Here is a 16,457-nt window from a genome sequence, read left to right on the forward strand (position 1 = left end):
TGCCAACGAAATAAAGATTTTTTTAATCTATGATGTTCATCACATTATTTAGAACGGGTAAAAATATTTTATTTTGTTTTTGGAAACTGAAAACCCTATTTCGCTTTCAGAAAAGATATCAGAAAATTTAATTCTAATTTTGATATTATTGATTTTTACATGAGCCGAAAGTCTTTCAAACATGTAAATCACTCAAACTTTAGTGATTTTTAAATACGATTAGTTCGTTCCTTCCGTTTCAGTTACTTAAAGAAATTTAACTATTCCATAAAAATTAAATCTCTATTGTGAGTAACAAAATTGGTTTCTCACAAACTAATAGTTCAAATAATAAATTCCGGAAATATTTTAATCCCAACTTTTAGGGGTTGAAAAACGGTTTTAAGACTTAAAAAAATAAATAACTTGATATGAGACAAAATTTTTTCCTCTTTGTTCTGATGTTCTGCTCGGCGATGCTATTTTCGCAGAAGACCATTTCAGGAAAAATTACTGATGATGACGGCATTGGCATCCCAAGCGCCAGTGTAACTGTAGAAGAACCCGGTAAAGACGCCATTCTGGCTTACGGAATTACCAATTCTAAAGGGGAATACAAAATTACATTTACCTCATCCGAGAGCAATGTAGACCTTAAAGTGAAAGGTTTTAACCAAAAACCAATTACAAAGCAGATCAGCAATTTAGACCAGAACCTGAATTTCAAAATGCAGTCTGAAGCTACAGAAATCAAAGAAGTACAGTTAAAAACCAAACTGATTACCGCAAGAGGCGACACCATTGCTTACGATCTGAAAGCATTCGACAGCAAAAGTGACCGTACTTTGGCTGATGTGATGAAAAAAATCCCGGGAATTGAGGTCAATGCAGACGGAACAGTGCTCTATCAGGGAAATCCTATCAACAAATTTTATGTGGAGGGAAAAGACCTTATGGAAGGTGGCTACGGAACAGTAACCAACTCTTTACCCAAAGATGCCATCGCAAAACTTGAAGTTTTGGAAAATCACCAGCCGGTAAAAATGCTTCAGGGCAAAATACCATCCGATGCAGCAGCCATCAACATCAAACTTAAAAAATCTGTGACCATGACCGGTCGTGGCGAAGTAGGCGTTGGTGCAGATCCGCTTTTGTGGAATGTAAAGATGACCCCAATGTTCTTCAGCAAAACCAGTCAGTGGGTAGCCAACTACAAAACCAATAATGTGGGAGATCAGGTAGAAAACGAGGGAAATATTTTAGGCAGTTACAACCCGTGGGAAGGAAGACGTGGAAACGTTTCTCAAAATGACTGGTTAAACGTAGAAACTTCTGGTACACCGAGCACACCTGTTAAAAGATATTTGTTTAATAATGTGCACTATGCTTCAGCAAACTATCTTACTAATATTGACAAAGCTAAACAATGGGAATTGAAAGCCATTGCAAATTACACCAACAATGCCGTTGAAAGAGAAGATTACAGAGAAACAACTTATCAGACAGGTGATTTAGCAGGTAGCAAAGTAATTAACAGTACAAGAAATGATTTCTTTACAGACAAAGTGAGAGGCGAATTGTTGTTTACCAAAAATGCAAAAAAAGGTTTCTTTAAAAACTCAACAAGCTTCAGCCAATTCTGGAATGCAGACCGTGCTTTTGCCGTAAGAGAAGGTAGATCTGCTGGACAGGCAGTGGAATCTCCGACTTCAAATTTTCAGAACTCATTAAGCACCATTATTCCATGGAAAGAAAAAATGGTAAACCTTAGATCATATATCAGTTATCAGGACGATCAGCAAATGTTGAAAGTTTCACCGGCAGATTATCTTCGTTTTCCATTTAAAGAAAACGAAAATGCACCTATCGGAACGATTGCTTTCCTACCTAATACAGTTGCACAGCAGAATTTCAGACTAAAAACTTTAGACACTTCACATTCTGCCAACATCAGTTTTACTAAAAAAGGTTGGACCTTCACTCCTTCTGTTGGGTTCGACTTCTCAAATGACAGACTGAATACCGATTTTAACGCAATTGCTCTTTCAGGAATACCCAATTTTAATGGTCCCGCATATGAAAACAACCTAAAATTTACAGAAATCAATCCTAACGCTTCATTAGGTATCAACTACAAAACTGACGTATGGAATGTATTTGCAAATTTACCTGTAAACTTCACCAGCATCAAGGCTGAAGATGACGTGAGAGGAGTTTCAAAAGATTTAAACAGAACTACTTTTACGCCTAATTTATTTGCTCAATATACTTTTGCATCATTTTGGAAAGCCAGCGTGAATGCCAATGTGAGCAATAATTTCGGAGACATCCAGACAGCTTACGCAGGTTACATGTTGCTTTCACCAAATGGGTTTAACGTGATGGACGCCAATAATCCGATTCCGCAAACAACAACTTCTGCATTGGGCTCAAGGCTTGAATACAGAAATCCCCTGAATAATTTATTTTTTAATGTAAATTATTCATATTCAGACAGCAAAAGAAACCTGCTTTCGGCTCCTTTACTAGATCAAACTACAGGTTTTACATTGATGCAGTATCTTGATATTGAAAACCATTCTAAAAGCAACAGGCTAAGTGCAGAAGTAGGAAAATATTTCCCTTCATTTAAAACAAATGCCTCTGTAAACTACAGAAATACAACTTCAATCTCAGATGCATTCCTCGACGAGGTGAGATTTAAAAATAAAAATAACAATCAGTCTTATGGTTTTAAGCTAAATAACACCTATTTCAGCTGGATGAGTGTAGATTTCAACATGAGTCTCTCGCGTACTAAACAGGAAGGCCGTACAGGTACTTTAGGTATTAACAAGGGATACAATCATAATTTAGCAGTATTTTTCTACCCTCTCGAAGATCACAATATCGGTTTTTCATGGGATCAGTTGAATACAACGAACAACGATACTACCTACAGAAACCCTTTCTTTGATGTATCTTACCAGTTCACATGGTCTAAAAAGAAAATTGACTTTGAACTGAAATGGATGAACATCAGCAACAGAAAAGTGTTTGAAACGTATGATCTTAACGGAACATTGAATTCGTTAACATACACCAGAATTCAGCTCAGACCGAGCCAGGTTATGTTTACAGTGAAATTTAACTTTAAATAATAAAAATATCCCTTTCAGATTTGAGAGGGATATTTTTTTTGACGTCTTCTAAAAGCCCTGAACATCTGCAGTCGGACCATAGCTTCCAGGAAGTTCAATATCATTTAAACGGTAGTACACCCCAAGCTGAGCCCTGTGATGGGTAATCTGATCCAAACTGTGGCGGATGGCTGAGTACTTTGTCCATTTTGCCAGTTCGTGTCCGTCGGCTTTCAAAGCCCAATACGGAAGGAGGTCATCTTCTGTGGCATTTTCCAGAGCATTCATGCTTTGTTTGTAATTGTTTTCGAAAGTCTCCAAAATTTCCTTTCTTGTCGTAAGTAATTTTGGTTGCATTGAACTATCAGAAAAATCAAGTTCAGAAGAATTGAGCATAAAGCCCGCCCAACCAAAAATTTCTGCGATGTGCGTCACGAGATGATTCATCGCCATGCTTTTTTCGTGTGGCTTGTATTCTCCTTTGTCTTCAGGATAAATTTCAAAAAACTGCTTTGTGGTTTTGTACTCCTGTGTGAGCTCGTCTCTCAACTGTTTCAGAGTGTCCATAAAATTTTATTTTGTGTTGTTCCTTTTCTGACATCAAAAATTATGCTATCAGAGTTACTGATTTTCAGAATGATAAATGATTCATACTTTGAAATATTTAAAATTAATTTAAAAAAAACTGTAACATTTATCAGAGATTTCTAACTAATAGACAAACATTTACTTTTAAAATGAAAAAACTACTTTCAATATTTTTAATTGCAACGGCGGTATTCGTTAATGCTCAGGATTCCGGTGAAACGGCAAACAGATTTTTTTACGAGCTTAACTTTAAGCCTAAAAAAGATTCCGCGAAAGTGGATAAAGTGATCACCATTTTGGATATCACAGATAAGAACAGATCTATCTATCAGGATTACACGATCATCGCTCAGGATTCTATCATGAAGCTGGAAATTGAAGCCATGCAGAAATCCGGTCAGATGAAAGATCTTTCCAAACTGATCAAAATGCCAAAACTGTCTGCAAGGGTTTACAAAACGTATCCTACCATGAAAATTCAGTTTGTAGAGAAAATCACCAGCGGATTTACGCCTGCCAACATCGGATACGTTGAAGAACCGAAATTTGCATGGAAAATTCTTTCAGACAAACAGAAAATCGGAGAATACAACACACAGAAAGCAACTACAGAGTTTGGAGGAAGAAAATGGACAGCATGGTTCAGCTCAGATATTCCTTTTCAGGACGGACCTTACAAATTCTCCGGACTTCCAGGTTTAATTGTAAAAATAGAAGATGAAGCTAAAGATTACTCATGGGTTTTGCAGGGAAACAAAAAAGTACCGAATTATACTGAGTATTCTTACATCGAAAACATGATGCAGGCGAAAGGCGGAAAGGTAAGTGAAATGCCAAGGGATAAATTTGAGAAGAAATTCAACGAATTTAAAAAAGATCCTTTCGCTACCATGAGACCGATGCTGACAAAAGAAATCATGTCACAATCTATCCCAGGAATGGATGGCACTGTAGGCGATATGATTAAAAAACAGGAAAAACAGTACAAAGATTTCTTCAAAGCAGTTGACAACGAAATCGAGCCTGCTTACGGAGCCATAATTGTAGGCGAGGTAGAAAGAACAGGAACTGAAAAAGCAAAAAAATAAACATTCATATTTAACTTAACTATATTAAAGCAAACCCAAATACAGAGATGTGTTTGGGTCTGTTTTTTAAAGGGTTCCAATTTAGATTAAATTTAAATAACCTATATTTGCACGACAAATTTTCAGCTTTGAAACAGAAAGATCCACAGAAACTGAGTCAGTTCCCAAAAAACAAAAAGGGAATTATAAAAGGTTATGACAATGAGCATTTAACCATGCCTACCAAGATCATCGAAATGGGTCTGCTTCCTGAAACTTCCTTTACAATTCTTTATCAGGCACCTTTCAACGGGCCGATTTATGTGGAATTTGGTGAAGAAAAAAGCAGGATAGCGCTCAGGGAAGAAGAAGGAGATTTTATTATTGTTGAAGAATCGATCTAAATGCAGGAAAATCAAGAAAAACAGGTGCTTTTGGTAGGAAATCCCAACGTGGGAAAGTCTACCCTTTTCAATGCACTTTGCAATACTACCCAAAAAACAGGGAACTATGCTGGAGTAACTGTTTCCAGCCATTCAGGAAGCTATTCATATAAAAATGAAGAAGTAAAAATTACCGATCTTCCGGGATCTTACAGCATTTATCCAAGTTCGGAGGATGAAGCCGTTTTTTCCAAAGTGCTTCTCGACAAAAAAAACTATGCCGGTGTTATTTACATTCTTGAAGCATTAAGCATTAAAAGAGGAATGCTTTTGCTGCAACAGATTCTGGATGCGGGTTTGCCAATGATTGTGGTTCTCAATCAGGTAGATCAGGCTAAAAGAAGAGGTGTAGACATTGATGTAAAAAAACTTGAAGAAACTTTAGGTTTAAAGATCATTCAGACCAACGCCAAAGAACAAACCGGAATTGAAGAACTGAAAGAGTCGATTCTGAAAAATGAATTTAAAAAATCTGAGGTTTCTTATTTTGCAATCCCTGCTGAGCATAAAAATTTAGTTGAAAAAATAGTTTCTCATACAAATTCAGATAATAATTACAGAGCATGGCTGAGTATTTCGCTCGGTTCAGATGAAAGAAAATCTGTTGAAGAAAATTCAGGTTTAAAATCATTAAACCCGAAAAGAATTCAGGTTCAGGAAACGGTACGAAGATATCAGCTTGCAGATAAAATGCTTCAGGGAATTATTACAAAAAAACAAAATGCCAAAGAACTTCTGACCGAGAAATTAGACAAAGTTTTAGTTCATAAATTCTGGGGTTACATCGTATTTCTCTTTGTTTTACTGATTATTTTCCAGTGTGTTTTTTTCCTTGCAGAGTATCCAATGAACTGGATCGATGAATTGTTTGCATGGATGTCCGGTTTTTCTGGCGAACATTTGCCGGAAGGCCCTCTAAATTCTTTAATATCAAACGGAATCATTCCCGGTGTCGGCGGCATCGTAATTTTTGCTCCACAAATCGGGATTTTACTGTTCTTTCTTTATATTCTCGAAGACTCAGGATATATGGCAAGGGTTGTTTTTTTAATGGACAGGTTTCTGCGACCATTTGGCTTAAATGGAAAAAGTATTGTTCCGCTGGTTTCAGGAACTGCCTGCGCAATTCCGGCAGTAATGTCTACGAGAAATATCGAAAATTTAAGAGAAAGATTGCTGACCATTCTGGTAACGCCTTTTATGACGTGCTCGGCAAGGCTGCCGGTGTACAGCATTATGATCGGTTTGATTATTTCAGACGGCAATTTCTTTGGAATTTCCTATAAAGCTCTGGTACTTTTGGCGATGTATCTTTTAGGATTTTTTGTCGCTCTCCTTTCTGCTTTCATCCTGAAATATTTCATCAAAGAGAAAGGTAAATCCTATCTCGTGATGGATCTTCCCACCTATAAAAAACCGCTTTTTTGGTATGACTTTAAACTTGTTTTAGGAAAAGTCTGGGAATTCATCACCGGAGCCGGAAAAATTATTTTCGTTGTCAGTATTATCATTTGGGTGTTAAGCTATTTTGGTCCGAAACTGAATGAAAACGAAATTGTTGCAACCGATGTTGAATTGGATCATTCCTATCTTGCAAGAATGGGAAGGGCCATCGAACCCGCCATCGCTCCACTCGGTTATGACTGGAAAATGGGTGTTGGAATTCTGACGAGTTTTGTAGCAAGAGAAGTTTTTGTGGGAACCATGTCTACTCTTTACAGTCTGGATGACGACGCTCCTGAAGGAAAAGTAATCGACAAAATGAGAAACGATGTAAAACCTGACGGCAGCAAAGTTTTCAGTTTTGCTACAGGAATCTCAGTATTGCTTTTTTACGCTTTTGCCATGCAGTGTGCATCGACAGTTGCCATCGTCTACAAAGAGACAAAAAGCTGGAAATGGACTGGTTTTCAACTGGCAATGATGACCGGTTTGGCATATTTTGTGTCGCTGATTGCTTATCAAATCTTACAGTAAATGGATATCTCACTAATTCTTCAGTACGTCATCGTTTTTTTGCTTGTGGCTTTTGCAGGATATTCTCTGTATAAAGTTTTCAGGAAAAATTTCAGTACCAAAAAATTTAAATCTGGTGGTGGTGGATGTGATAAGGATTGCGGGTGTTCATAGAAATCAATATGTACTATTTTCTGTAACTTTGTTAAAAATCACAGCATGGAAATTACGGACATCAATCAATTAGACCCCGATAAAGATTATACTTACGCAGATTATCTTTTGTGGAAATTCAAAGAAAGAATAGAGCTTTTTAAAGGCAAGGTTTTTAAAATGAGTCCAGCTCCTGCAAGGATTCATCAGGATATTCTGAGAAATATTAATAGAAAATTTGATCAAATATTTTACAAAATGCCATGTAAGGTCTATTTTGCTCCCTTTGATGTGAGACTGCCTAATAAGAATGGTGATGTTTACTCCGTCGTACAGCCAGACTTGAGTGTAATTTGCGACCTAACAAAATTAGACGATAGAGGATGTTTGGGCGCTCCCGATTTAATTGTTGAAATTCTTTCCCCAGGAAATACAAAAAAAGAGCAGGATCTCAAATACCGTATTTACGAAGAAGCTGGTGTTTTTGAATACTGGATCGTGCATCCTACAGATAAAAACATTCAGGTTTTCGTTTTACAGAACGGAATTTACATAGGCTTAAAACCTTTTACTGAAGGCGAAATAATCACATCAAAAACATTTCCGGAACTCAGCTTTTCTACGGATGAAATCTTTGCAAATGTTTAAAGATTTATTAACAAAACCATCCTTTTTAAAAATCGTATTTTTGCAGAAATTTCGAAACCCGAAACCCGAAACCCGAAACCCGAAACCCGAAACCCGTATCTCGTATCTCGTATCTCGTAACCCGAAATTTAAACATTAAACAAACAAAACTTTAAACTTTTCATGTCATTAATAAAATCAATCTCAGGAATCCGTGGAACTATCGGTGGAAAAGTAAATGATAACCTTACGCCTTTGGACGTTGTAAAATTTGCTTCTGCGTTCGGAACATGGCTTCAGAATAATAAAAATAAGAAAGATTTAACCTTAATTATCGGTCGCGATGCAAGAATTTCGGGATTGATGGTTAATTCATTGGTTACCGCCACTTTACAAGGCCTAGGAATCAACGTGATTGACCTTGGACTCTCAACTACCCCAACTGTTGAAATCATGGTTCCGGAATTAAAAGCCGATGGAGGAATTATCTTAACAGCATCTCATAATCCAAAACAGTGGAACGCTTTAAAACTTTTAAATGAAAAAGGAGAATTCATCAGCGGAGAAAATGGTGCTGAAGTTTTAAAATTGGCAGAAGACGAAGATTTCAACTACGCAGAGGTGGATGATTTAGGAAAATATGAAACGAGAGAAGATGCGTTTGATATTCATATTCAGCAGATTTTAGATTTGCCGATGGTAGATGTTGAAGCTATTAAAGCTAAAAAATATAAGGTTGTTTTAGATGCCGTGAATTCTACCGGTGGAATTGCCATTCCTATGCTTTTAGAAAAATTAGGCTGCGAAACGGTAAAATTATACTGCGATCCAACTGGTCATTTCCCTCATAATCCTGAACCTTTGAAAGAACATTTGGGAGATATTTGCGAATTGGTTATAAAAGAAAGAGCAGATGTTGGAATCGTTGTAGATCCGGATGTGGATAGATTGGCTTTAATTGACGAAAAAGGTGAAATGTTTGGCGAAGAATATACTTTGGTTGCCGTGGCAGATTATCTTTTAAAGAATAAAAACGGAGCGGCGATTTCAAATCTTTCTTCAAGCCGTGCTTTAAGGGATGTAGCAAAAAAGCACAATTCAGAATACTTTGCAAGTGCTGTAGGAGAAGTAAATGTGGTGAACTTAATGAAAGAGAAAAATGCAGTTATCGGTGGAGAAGGAAACGGTGGAATTATCTATCCTGAACTTCATTACGGAAGAGATTCTTTGGTGGGTGTGGCTTTATTTTTGACTCATTTGGCAAAAGAAAACAAAACAGTTTCTGACCTGAGAGCGGGCTACCCTGCATACTTCATGGGCAAGAAAAAAATTGAGCTTACACCGGAAATTGATGTGGATGCGATTTTAACTAAAATGGAAAAAGAGTATCAAAATGAAGAAGTCTCTACCGTTGACGGTGTAAAAATTGATTTTGAAAACAACTGGGTTCACCTTAGAAAATCGAATACTGAACCGATTATCAGAATTTACACCGAAGCGTTTTCACAGCAAGAAGCTGACGATTTGGGTGACAAAATGATTGATAAGATAAAAAGTTTGATTTAAATAAGAATTTTTGTACTTTTAATATATAAATGCGGTACAATGACAATTACCATTAATCCTAAAAATGATAAGGAACTCGCTAAAATAAAGGCGATTTTGAAAGCAGAGGAAATTGATTTCGTTGAAGAAATCAACGATGAAGATTGGTGGAATGAAATTTCAGCTGCTGAAAAAGAATCAATAGAAACAGGGTTAGAAGAAGCTGAAAAGGGTTTAGTCGTTTCTCATGAAGATTTTTTAAAGTCTTATGGAAGATGACTAAAATAGTCTGGACAAAACGTGCAAGAAATGATTTTGATAATATTTATCAGTATTGGACCGAGCACAATCATTCAAATGTTTATTCGTAAAAAGTTTTAGATGAAACTTTAAGAATAATCAGCATTTTACGGGATCAGAATAAGATCGGGCTAAACAGCAACCGTAAAAATTTAAGACGGGTTTTGATCTTAGAGAATTTCTCTCTAACTTATCAAATTTTACCATCAGAAATTAAAATAATTTCATTTTTTAATAACAGACAAAACCCAAGGAAAAATATATTTAATTAAAAAAGTTTTTTCGAAGTTTATAAATCAATTTTGGGCTTTGAAAATAACGGCGAGATACTATATTGGAAGAATATTTTGAAAATGAACTTGTAAAAAAGTTCGAAGAAATGGTGGAGAGCAATGAGGAATTCTACTTCGATACAGAAGAGCTGGAAGACATTATCGTTTACTACCTTGAGCTTGGAGACTTTAATTATGCTGACATTGCAGTAAATTACGGCCTGAAGCTTCACCCTAATTCTCTGGAAATAAAAATAAAAAGACTTGAAGTTTTACTGGAGTGGGAAGATTACAATTCTGCAAAAGAACTTATTGATGAACTAAAAGGTGCATCAATGGAAAACACTGATTTCTTGGTGTGCTATGCAAAATTTTATTCGAACCTTGGTAATCCGAAAAGGTCTATCGACATTTGTAAGCAGGCTCTGGAACTGGGCGAAGAAGAAAACTTCCTCAACAATTTTATTGCAGACGAATACATGAATCTCGGCGATCCCTTCAATGCTCTGAAACATTATCAGCAGGCTTTGAAAGATGATCCTACAGATGAATATTCATTGGAAAACATTATGATCTGCTTCAACGAACTTAACCGAAGTGACGAAGCTATTGCTTTTCTGAATTCGTATCTGGATGATTTTGCCTTTTCTGAAGTGGCATGGAGCGAGTACGGACAGTTTTATTTCAACAGAAAAAATTACGAAGAGGCTATCCGCGGGTTTGATTATCTGTTGGCCATCAACTCGAGCGCAGTGGGCGTTTATGCAAGCAAAGCTGCCTGTTATGAAGCGTTGAAGCAGTTTGACAAAGCCATCGAAGTGTATGAAGAAATGCTGGAACTTGAATACACCAAAGCATTTACTTTTTACAAAATCGGACTTTGCTTTAAGGCTCAAAAACAGCTTTTCGTGGCACTTACTTACTTCCAAAAGTCATTAAGGGAAGATCCTCAGTTTTATCTTTCAATGATGGAGCAGTCGTATCTGTACGAAGAAATGGGTGCCTTGGCAGAATCGCTGCACTTTGCCAAAGAAGCCACTCATCTGAACGAAAACAATCTGGAATATCAGAAGAGACTCGCTTTCCTATTTATTGAATCGGGCAGGTTTGAAGAAAGCCTAGCATGTTTAAAGAAACTGGTAGAGACAGAGCCATCACGTTTTTACAACTGGTATGCGTACAGCGAAGTTCTAATGCTCGTTGGAGAATACGAAGAAGCGATTACCGTTTTAAAAATGGCACTAAAATCGCACAACAGAGCCGAGTTGTATTACCAGCTCAGCAATTGCTGGTTTAATCTCAGAGAGCAGACGAAAGGCGCAGAAGCACTGCAAAACGCATTAGAGCTTGATCCTACTTTGGTTTCGGATATGCAGAAAAAATATCCATTTCTGAAAGACGAGGTTAAAAATGCCAAGTCTAAAGTAAAAAAGAAAAATTAAACAGTTTTAATACAATAAAAACGGATTTATTTAGCTTTAAGTAAATCCGTTTTTCTTTAAATCCATACCATAATTCACCGGCAATAAAAAGACTTTACTTATATTTGTTACGTTTATGTTTAATCAGGAATCCTTGTCAGACGAAAGCTTCAGCCAGAATTTAATTATTCAGGCACTGGCTTCTTCACCGGCTCCAACAGCCATTTATTCAGGTGAAGATATTGTTATCCGCTTTGCAAATGCGGGTATGCTTGATTTGTGGGGCAAAGACTCGTCTGTGATCGGTAAAACACTGATGGAAGCCATTCCTGAACTCGAAGGGCAGCCATTCTTAGAATTATTACAGGAAGTCTGGCGTTCCGGCGAAACATATTCTGTTTACGAAGCTCCGGCAAAACTGATTAAAAACGGTGAGGAAAAGCTTGATTATTTTGATTACGAGTACAAAGCACTTACAGATGAAAACGGTAAAACTTGGTGCATACTCAACACCGCACTCGAAGTAACTTCACGCCGGGAATTTCTGCAGCAGATCAAAGAAAAAGAAGAAAGAGAGCACGCTCTTAATGAGGAAATGGCAGCAACGCTTGAGGAGCTGACTTCCACCAACGAAGAACTCAGTCTTTCAATAAGGCAGCTTGCAGAAAGCCGAGAGTACATCCGTACAATAATTGAGCAGGCTCCTGTGGGAATTGCGATGCTTAAAGGACCTAACCATGTGATCGAAATTGCCAATCCGGCTATTCTGAATATATGGGGACGCAAAGAATCTGAAGTGATAGGCCGTCCGCATCAGGAAGCCCGCCCAGAGATACGTGACCAGTTTGTAAACCAATGGCTCAGCGAAGTTTTCCACAGTGGAAAGCCAAGAATCAACTCTGAATTCACAGTAAAACTATACCATAACGATGGATTAAGAGATGCAATTGTAAACTCCATCTATCAGCCTATTTTTTCTGATCGCGGTGATGTTTCGGGCGTTCTTGTGATTTTGGAAGAGATTACACAACAGTTTCTCCAGCGACGCAAAAATGCAAATGATCAGCAGATGCTCGCTCTTGCCATTGATGCCGGTGAACTTGCTACTTTTTATTATCAGCCGGCTACCAATCTTTTTTCGGGAAACAATTTACTTAAAACATGGTTCGGTTTGTCTTCCGAAGAAAATATAGACCTCTCTGTAGCACTGGATGTTATCGTTCCTGAAGACCGTGAACGGGTAATTGAAGCTATAAGTAATTCGCTTCGTAAAGATTCAGACGGTCATTATTTTATCGAATATAAAATCCAGAACAATACAGACCAAAAGGTGAGACTTCTGCAGGCAAATGGCAGAGTTTTCTTTGATAATGACGGCAACGCATTAAGCCTGAACGGTACTTTAAGAGATATTACCGAACAGAAAAAAGAAGATCAGCGCAAGGATGATTTTATGGGAATGGTGAGTCATGAACTTAAGACACCGCTTACTTCATTAAAAGCATATCTTCAGATGATGCAGAGGATGGGAGAAAATACAGACAGCTCGAGGCAACAGAATATGCTGGAAAAGTCTGTAAAACAGGTTGATTATATGAACAGTATGATTAATGGTTTCCTGAATGTATCCAGACTGGATTCTGCACAGATGCACATTGAAAAAACAGTTTTCGATTTCGAATTGTTATTTGCAGAAATTGAAGATGAAGTGCTTTCAACGACTACCAACCGTAATTTTGTTTTTAAATCTGCCGGCCAGAAATTAATACTTGCAGACCGTGGAAAAATCTCTCAGGTACTACACAATCTTATCGGGAATGCCGTAAAATACTCGGTTAGCGGTACCCCAATTATTTTAGAATATGGAGATTTTGGCATTAACGAATTGAAAATTACCGTAACAGATCATGGCATCGGAATACCCGAGGCAGATCAGCACAGAATCTTCGACCGTTACTACCGCGTAAAGGATGCAAACAGCAGATCAATCGCAGGATTCGGTATCGGACTTTATCTTTCCAAAGAAATTATTGAGCTTCATAAAGGGAAGATTCTTGTTGAAAGCGTTAAAGATAGCAGTACGACGTTCTCAGTTATTTTACCTCTAGGTGATCATTCCTGATTCGGGAACAGCTTTTTTTCTAATTTGAGGCAGAGATTTTCAATATCATCTTTTCTTACCAAATCAGACACCCATTCCTGAGGAATATTTTCAAAACCGTAATAAATTCCAGCAATTCCGCCAGTGATTGCTCCCGTTGTGTCGGTATCATCTCCCAAATTGACGGCTTTCAAAACTGCTTCAGAATAACTTTCAGTAGTTAGGAAACACCAAAGAGAAGCTTCCAAACTAGCAAGAACGTAGCCTGAAGAACCTATTTCCCCATCCTGTAAGGTATATAACGGAGCCAAATCATATTCACCAACTTTTAATTCTAAAATTCGGTGGAATTTATTCATTTCTTCCTGAGAACAGATAGGATTGTGATCCAAAAAGTCCCGAACAGTTTCCTGCATAATTCTGTATGCTTCCCATTTACCTTTTCCTGTCAGAATTTCCAATGTAAATTCAAGGTAAATAAAACAAGCCAAAACTGAGCGAATATGCCCGTGTGTAATGCTGGAAACCTCTTTTACTTTATCGAAACGTTCTTCAATTGGTAAATCTTTAATGTAAAATAACAGAGGCAAAATTCTCATTAAGGAACCATTGCCATTATCAAACTCAGACGTTCCGCCACACAAATTTGGTGAAGTTCCTTTGCTGATTCTACGAATAGCCTGCGATGTGGCAATACCTATATCGAAAACACTCCCGTGCGGTGTCCAGATTTCTTCATTGTACCACTGCAAAAACTTTAGTGCCATATCTTCTAAATCATATCCAACACAAAGACTATCAACAAGACATAATGCTAAAGAACTGTCGTCACTCCAAGTTCCAGCGGGTTGACGGTGAGTTCCCATAGCTCTCATCGTTGTAACTGGAGAACGTCTTAATTCATCTCTGCTTCTAAATTCCACCGGAACGCCCAAAGCATCGCCAATGCAAACTCCGAAAATCCCTGATTTTATACTGTTTTTCATTGATTAAAATTTAAAATCTGACTCCTTTCGTCAATCAGTCTCAGAATATATTTTGAGGCCGAATCCTCCCTATCTTTCAAGCTTCCGGAAATTTCCTGAAACTCAATTCCATTTTCTCTTAAAACGTTCCTATGGCTATCATCCAAATGATTTCTTTCATCGATATCAAGCCTTGTTCCGTCCTGAATATACTCTGCATCTTTGGTTAAATAAAGATATAAATCTGCTTTGTTTGTTTCTAAAATTTCATCCGGAACAACCAATTTTTTATTAAAAATAAATTCAGAATACGATTTTGTGATATGGCAATCGGTATCAATCAAGGTTAAAAAACTTTTTGAAAAATCCACATTTTCAATACGATCGGCATGTTCGGACAAAACTTTCTCCAAATCTTCAAATTGAAATTCTTTTGAATTCTGAATTAAATCTCTCCCCGCTTCCGAAACTTTATTTGATTTAAAAACTTCGGATAATGTATTGGCCAAAAACGTTTTTCCCGTAGATTCTGTTCCCAGAAAAACGACCTTTAATGCAAAATATTTTTGAACAGATAATGGAAGGAAATTCCATTTATCAAATATATTTTCTCTTATTTTTGAAGCTGAAATTTGAACATTTTCCCGATTTTCATCAAACATAAAATGATCGATGTCCATAATCTCAGAAAGCATTTCGCCATATTCTTCAGACGTTACCAGAAAATTTTCTTCTTTAAAATATTCATTAAAAACCTCACTCCATTTCTTTGAAATTTCCCAATCTGAAACAGAAGAATTCGGAAAATCATCTTCATTATAACTGAAAACTTTTACTTTGAGATTTTGATCATTTTTAAAAGTCTCTTTTATCCACTTTTGACGTGTTTTCCCATCAATTTTTTCGTTGGTTTCCGCACAGACTAAAACGGTCACGCTACCTTTCGTCAGGGCAAATTCAATCATTTTCTGATGACCGAGATGAAACGGATAAAATTTTCCAAATACGAAACCCTTCATTAAATAACTTTAAACTATAAAGAAAAATAAATTGATTAAATATTAAATTGATTTAAAGATTTAAAAGCCGTTTATAAATCATTTCATTTTCATCATCAAAGCAAACGAAAACAATTTTTTCAATGATTTCAGATTGGAAATTCTGGACTTCACGAACTGCAATTTCTCCAGCCAGTTCTTTTGGAAATCTGTAAACGCCCGTGCTGATATTGGGAAATGAAATGGTCTTTACACCTAAACTTTCAGCTAATTTTAAAGAATTTTTATAACAATCTGCCAAAAGCTGTGAACATATTCCTTCATCATTATTCCAAATCGGCCCGACAGTGTGGATAACGTATTTTGCAGGAAGATTTCCGGCAGTTGTGACCACAGCCTGCCCCGTTTTACATTTTCCCTGCCTGTTTCTAATTTCAGTACATTCCTCCAAAATCTGTTTCCCTCCTGCCCTGTGAATAGCTCCATCCACGCCACCGCCGCCCATTAATGATGAATTGGCTGCGTTGACAATCGCATCGGCTTTGATTTTTGTGATGTCGGCTTTGATTAATTCAATTTTCATGATTCTATATTAATCTTAGTTTTCTTTTAAAATTTTTTATCGGATAGTTATTGCATTTCTTTAGGAACAATTAGGTTTTCTTAGTTTAATTTTTCAATTCATCCCTCACCTCCATCAAAGCAAACCCAAAAGATTTTCGTCTTTCCGAAATGGTAGATTAGGAACACCTAATTTTAATTCCAGCATTTCAAGTCAGAAATTTTCAATGGTATTTTGTAAAGTATATTTCACGATTGCGTTATTGTTACACAAATATAAAACTTTAAAACAATTTACAAAATTATTTTGCGTTAATTTTACACTATTAATTTAATCAATTGATTATCTGCGAGTAAATTAT

14 protein-coding genes are annotated in these 16,457 nt (G+C 36.8%); 10 read left to right on the top strand and 4 right to left on the bottom strand.

Annotated elements, in window-relative coordinates; all coding sequences use genetic code 11:
• Positions 1-410: 410 nt before the first annotated feature.
• Entirely contained in the window at positions 411-3,119 is a 2,709-nt protein-coding gene (locus tag NG809_RS09500; RefSeq protein WP_262150080.1) for a peptidase associated domain and porin domain-containing protein, read from the top strand.
• A gap of 48 nt (positions 3,120-3,167) precedes the next feature.
• On the opposite strand, the gene NG809_RS09505 is transcribed toward NG809_RS09500, so the two are convergent.
• Positions 3,168-3,665 carry a DinB family protein gene (locus NG809_RS09505; RefSeq protein WP_262150081.1) on the bottom strand — a complete coding sequence of 166 codons (498 nt, stop codon included), beginning with the start codon at positions 3,663-3,665 and terminating at the stop codon, positions 3,168-3,170.
• Positions 3,666-3,835: 170 nt separating this feature from the next.
• On the opposite strand from NG809_RS09505, the gene NG809_RS09510 reads away from it, so the two are divergent.
• The 9 genes from NG809_RS09510 to NG809_RS09550 all read left to right on the top strand — a co-directional run bounded on the left by NG809_RS09510 (position 3,836) and on the right by NG809_RS09550 (position 13,592).
• Positions 3,836-4,774, top strand: a complete 939-nt coding sequence (locus NG809_RS09510) for a GLPGLI family protein (protein ID WP_262150082.1) — start codon at positions 3,836-3,838, stop codon at positions 4,772-4,774.
• A gap of 128 nt (positions 4,775-4,902) precedes the next feature.
• Positions 4,903-5,157, top strand: a complete 255-nt coding sequence (locus NG809_RS09515) for a ferrous iron transport protein A (RefSeq protein WP_396124913.1) — start codon at positions 4,903-4,905, stop codon at positions 5,155-5,157.
• Entirely contained in the window at positions 5,158-7,173 is a 2,016-nt protein-coding gene (gene feoB / locus NG809_RS09520; protein ID WP_262150083.1) for a ferrous iron transport protein B, read from the top strand.
• Complete coding sequence (locus NG809_RS09525) at positions 7,174-7,326, top strand: hypothetical protein (protein ID WP_262150085.1); 153 nt, start codon at positions 7,174-7,176, stop codon at positions 7,324-7,326.
• 45 nt (positions 7,327-7,371) lie between these two features.
• The gene (locus NG809_RS09530) at positions 7,372-7,953 is read left to right on the top strand and encodes a Uma2 family endonuclease (protein WP_262150087.1); all 582 of its coding nucleotides are present in this window, start codon (positions 7,372-7,374) and stop codon (positions 7,951-7,953) included.
• A gap of 162 nt (positions 7,954-8,115) precedes the next feature.
• Positions 8,116-9,498: a phosphoglucosamine mutase gene (gene glmM / locus NG809_RS09535; protein ID WP_262150089.1), complete on the top strand. Its 1,383-nt coding sequence runs from the start codon at positions 8,116-8,118 to the stop codon at positions 9,496-9,498.
• A gap of 39 nt (positions 9,499-9,537) precedes the next feature.
• Positions 9,538-9,756, top strand: a complete 219-nt coding sequence (locus NG809_RS09540; protein WP_262150091.1) for a hypothetical protein — start codon at positions 9,538-9,540, stop codon at positions 9,754-9,756.
• A gap of 355 nt (positions 9,757-10,111) precedes the next feature.
• A complete protein-coding gene (locus NG809_RS09545; protein WP_262150093.1) occupies positions 10,112-11,491 on the top strand; it encodes a tetratricopeptide repeat protein in 1,380 nt (459 codons plus the stop codon).
• Positions 11,492-11,624: 133 nt separating this feature from the next.
• Positions 11,625-13,592 (top strand): PAS domain-containing sensor histidine kinase, encoded by a 1,968-nt coding sequence (locus NG809_RS09550; protein WP_262150095.1) that lies wholly within the window; start codon positions 11,625-11,627, stop codon positions 13,590-13,592.
• Here NG809_RS09550 and NG809_RS09555 read toward each other — a convergent pair.
• Genes NG809_RS09555 through NG809_RS09565 form a run of 3 tightly spaced genes read right to left on the bottom strand, consistent with a single transcriptional unit; the run spans position 13,583 to position 16,117 of the window.
• Positions 13,583-14,557, bottom strand: coding sequence for an ADP-ribosylglycohydrolase family protein (locus NG809_RS09555; protein WP_262150097.1), 975 nt, complete (start codon positions 14,555-14,557; stop codon positions 13,583-13,585). The genes NG809_RS09550 and NG809_RS09555 overlap by 10 nt on opposite strands.
• On the bottom strand, positions 14,554-15,555 hold the full coding sequence (locus NG809_RS09560) for an AAA family ATPase (protein WP_262150099.1): 1,002 nt from the start codon (positions 15,553-15,555) through the stop codon (positions 14,554-14,556). The genes NG809_RS09555 and NG809_RS09560 overlap by 4 nt, the downstream gene beginning before the upstream one ends.
• A 52-nt stretch (positions 15,556-15,607) precedes the next feature.
• The gene (locus NG809_RS09565) at positions 15,608-16,117 is read right to left on the bottom strand and encodes an O-acetyl-ADP-ribose deacetylase (RefSeq protein WP_262150100.1); all 510 of its coding nucleotides are present in this window, start codon (positions 16,115-16,117) and stop codon (positions 15,608-15,610) included.
• Positions 16,118-16,457 lie beyond the last annotated feature (340 nt).

The organism is Chryseobacterium foetidum, from assembly GCF_025457425.1.
Lineage (GTDB): Bacteria > Bacteroidota > Bacteroidia > Flavobacteriales > Weeksellaceae > Chryseobacterium > Chryseobacterium foetidum.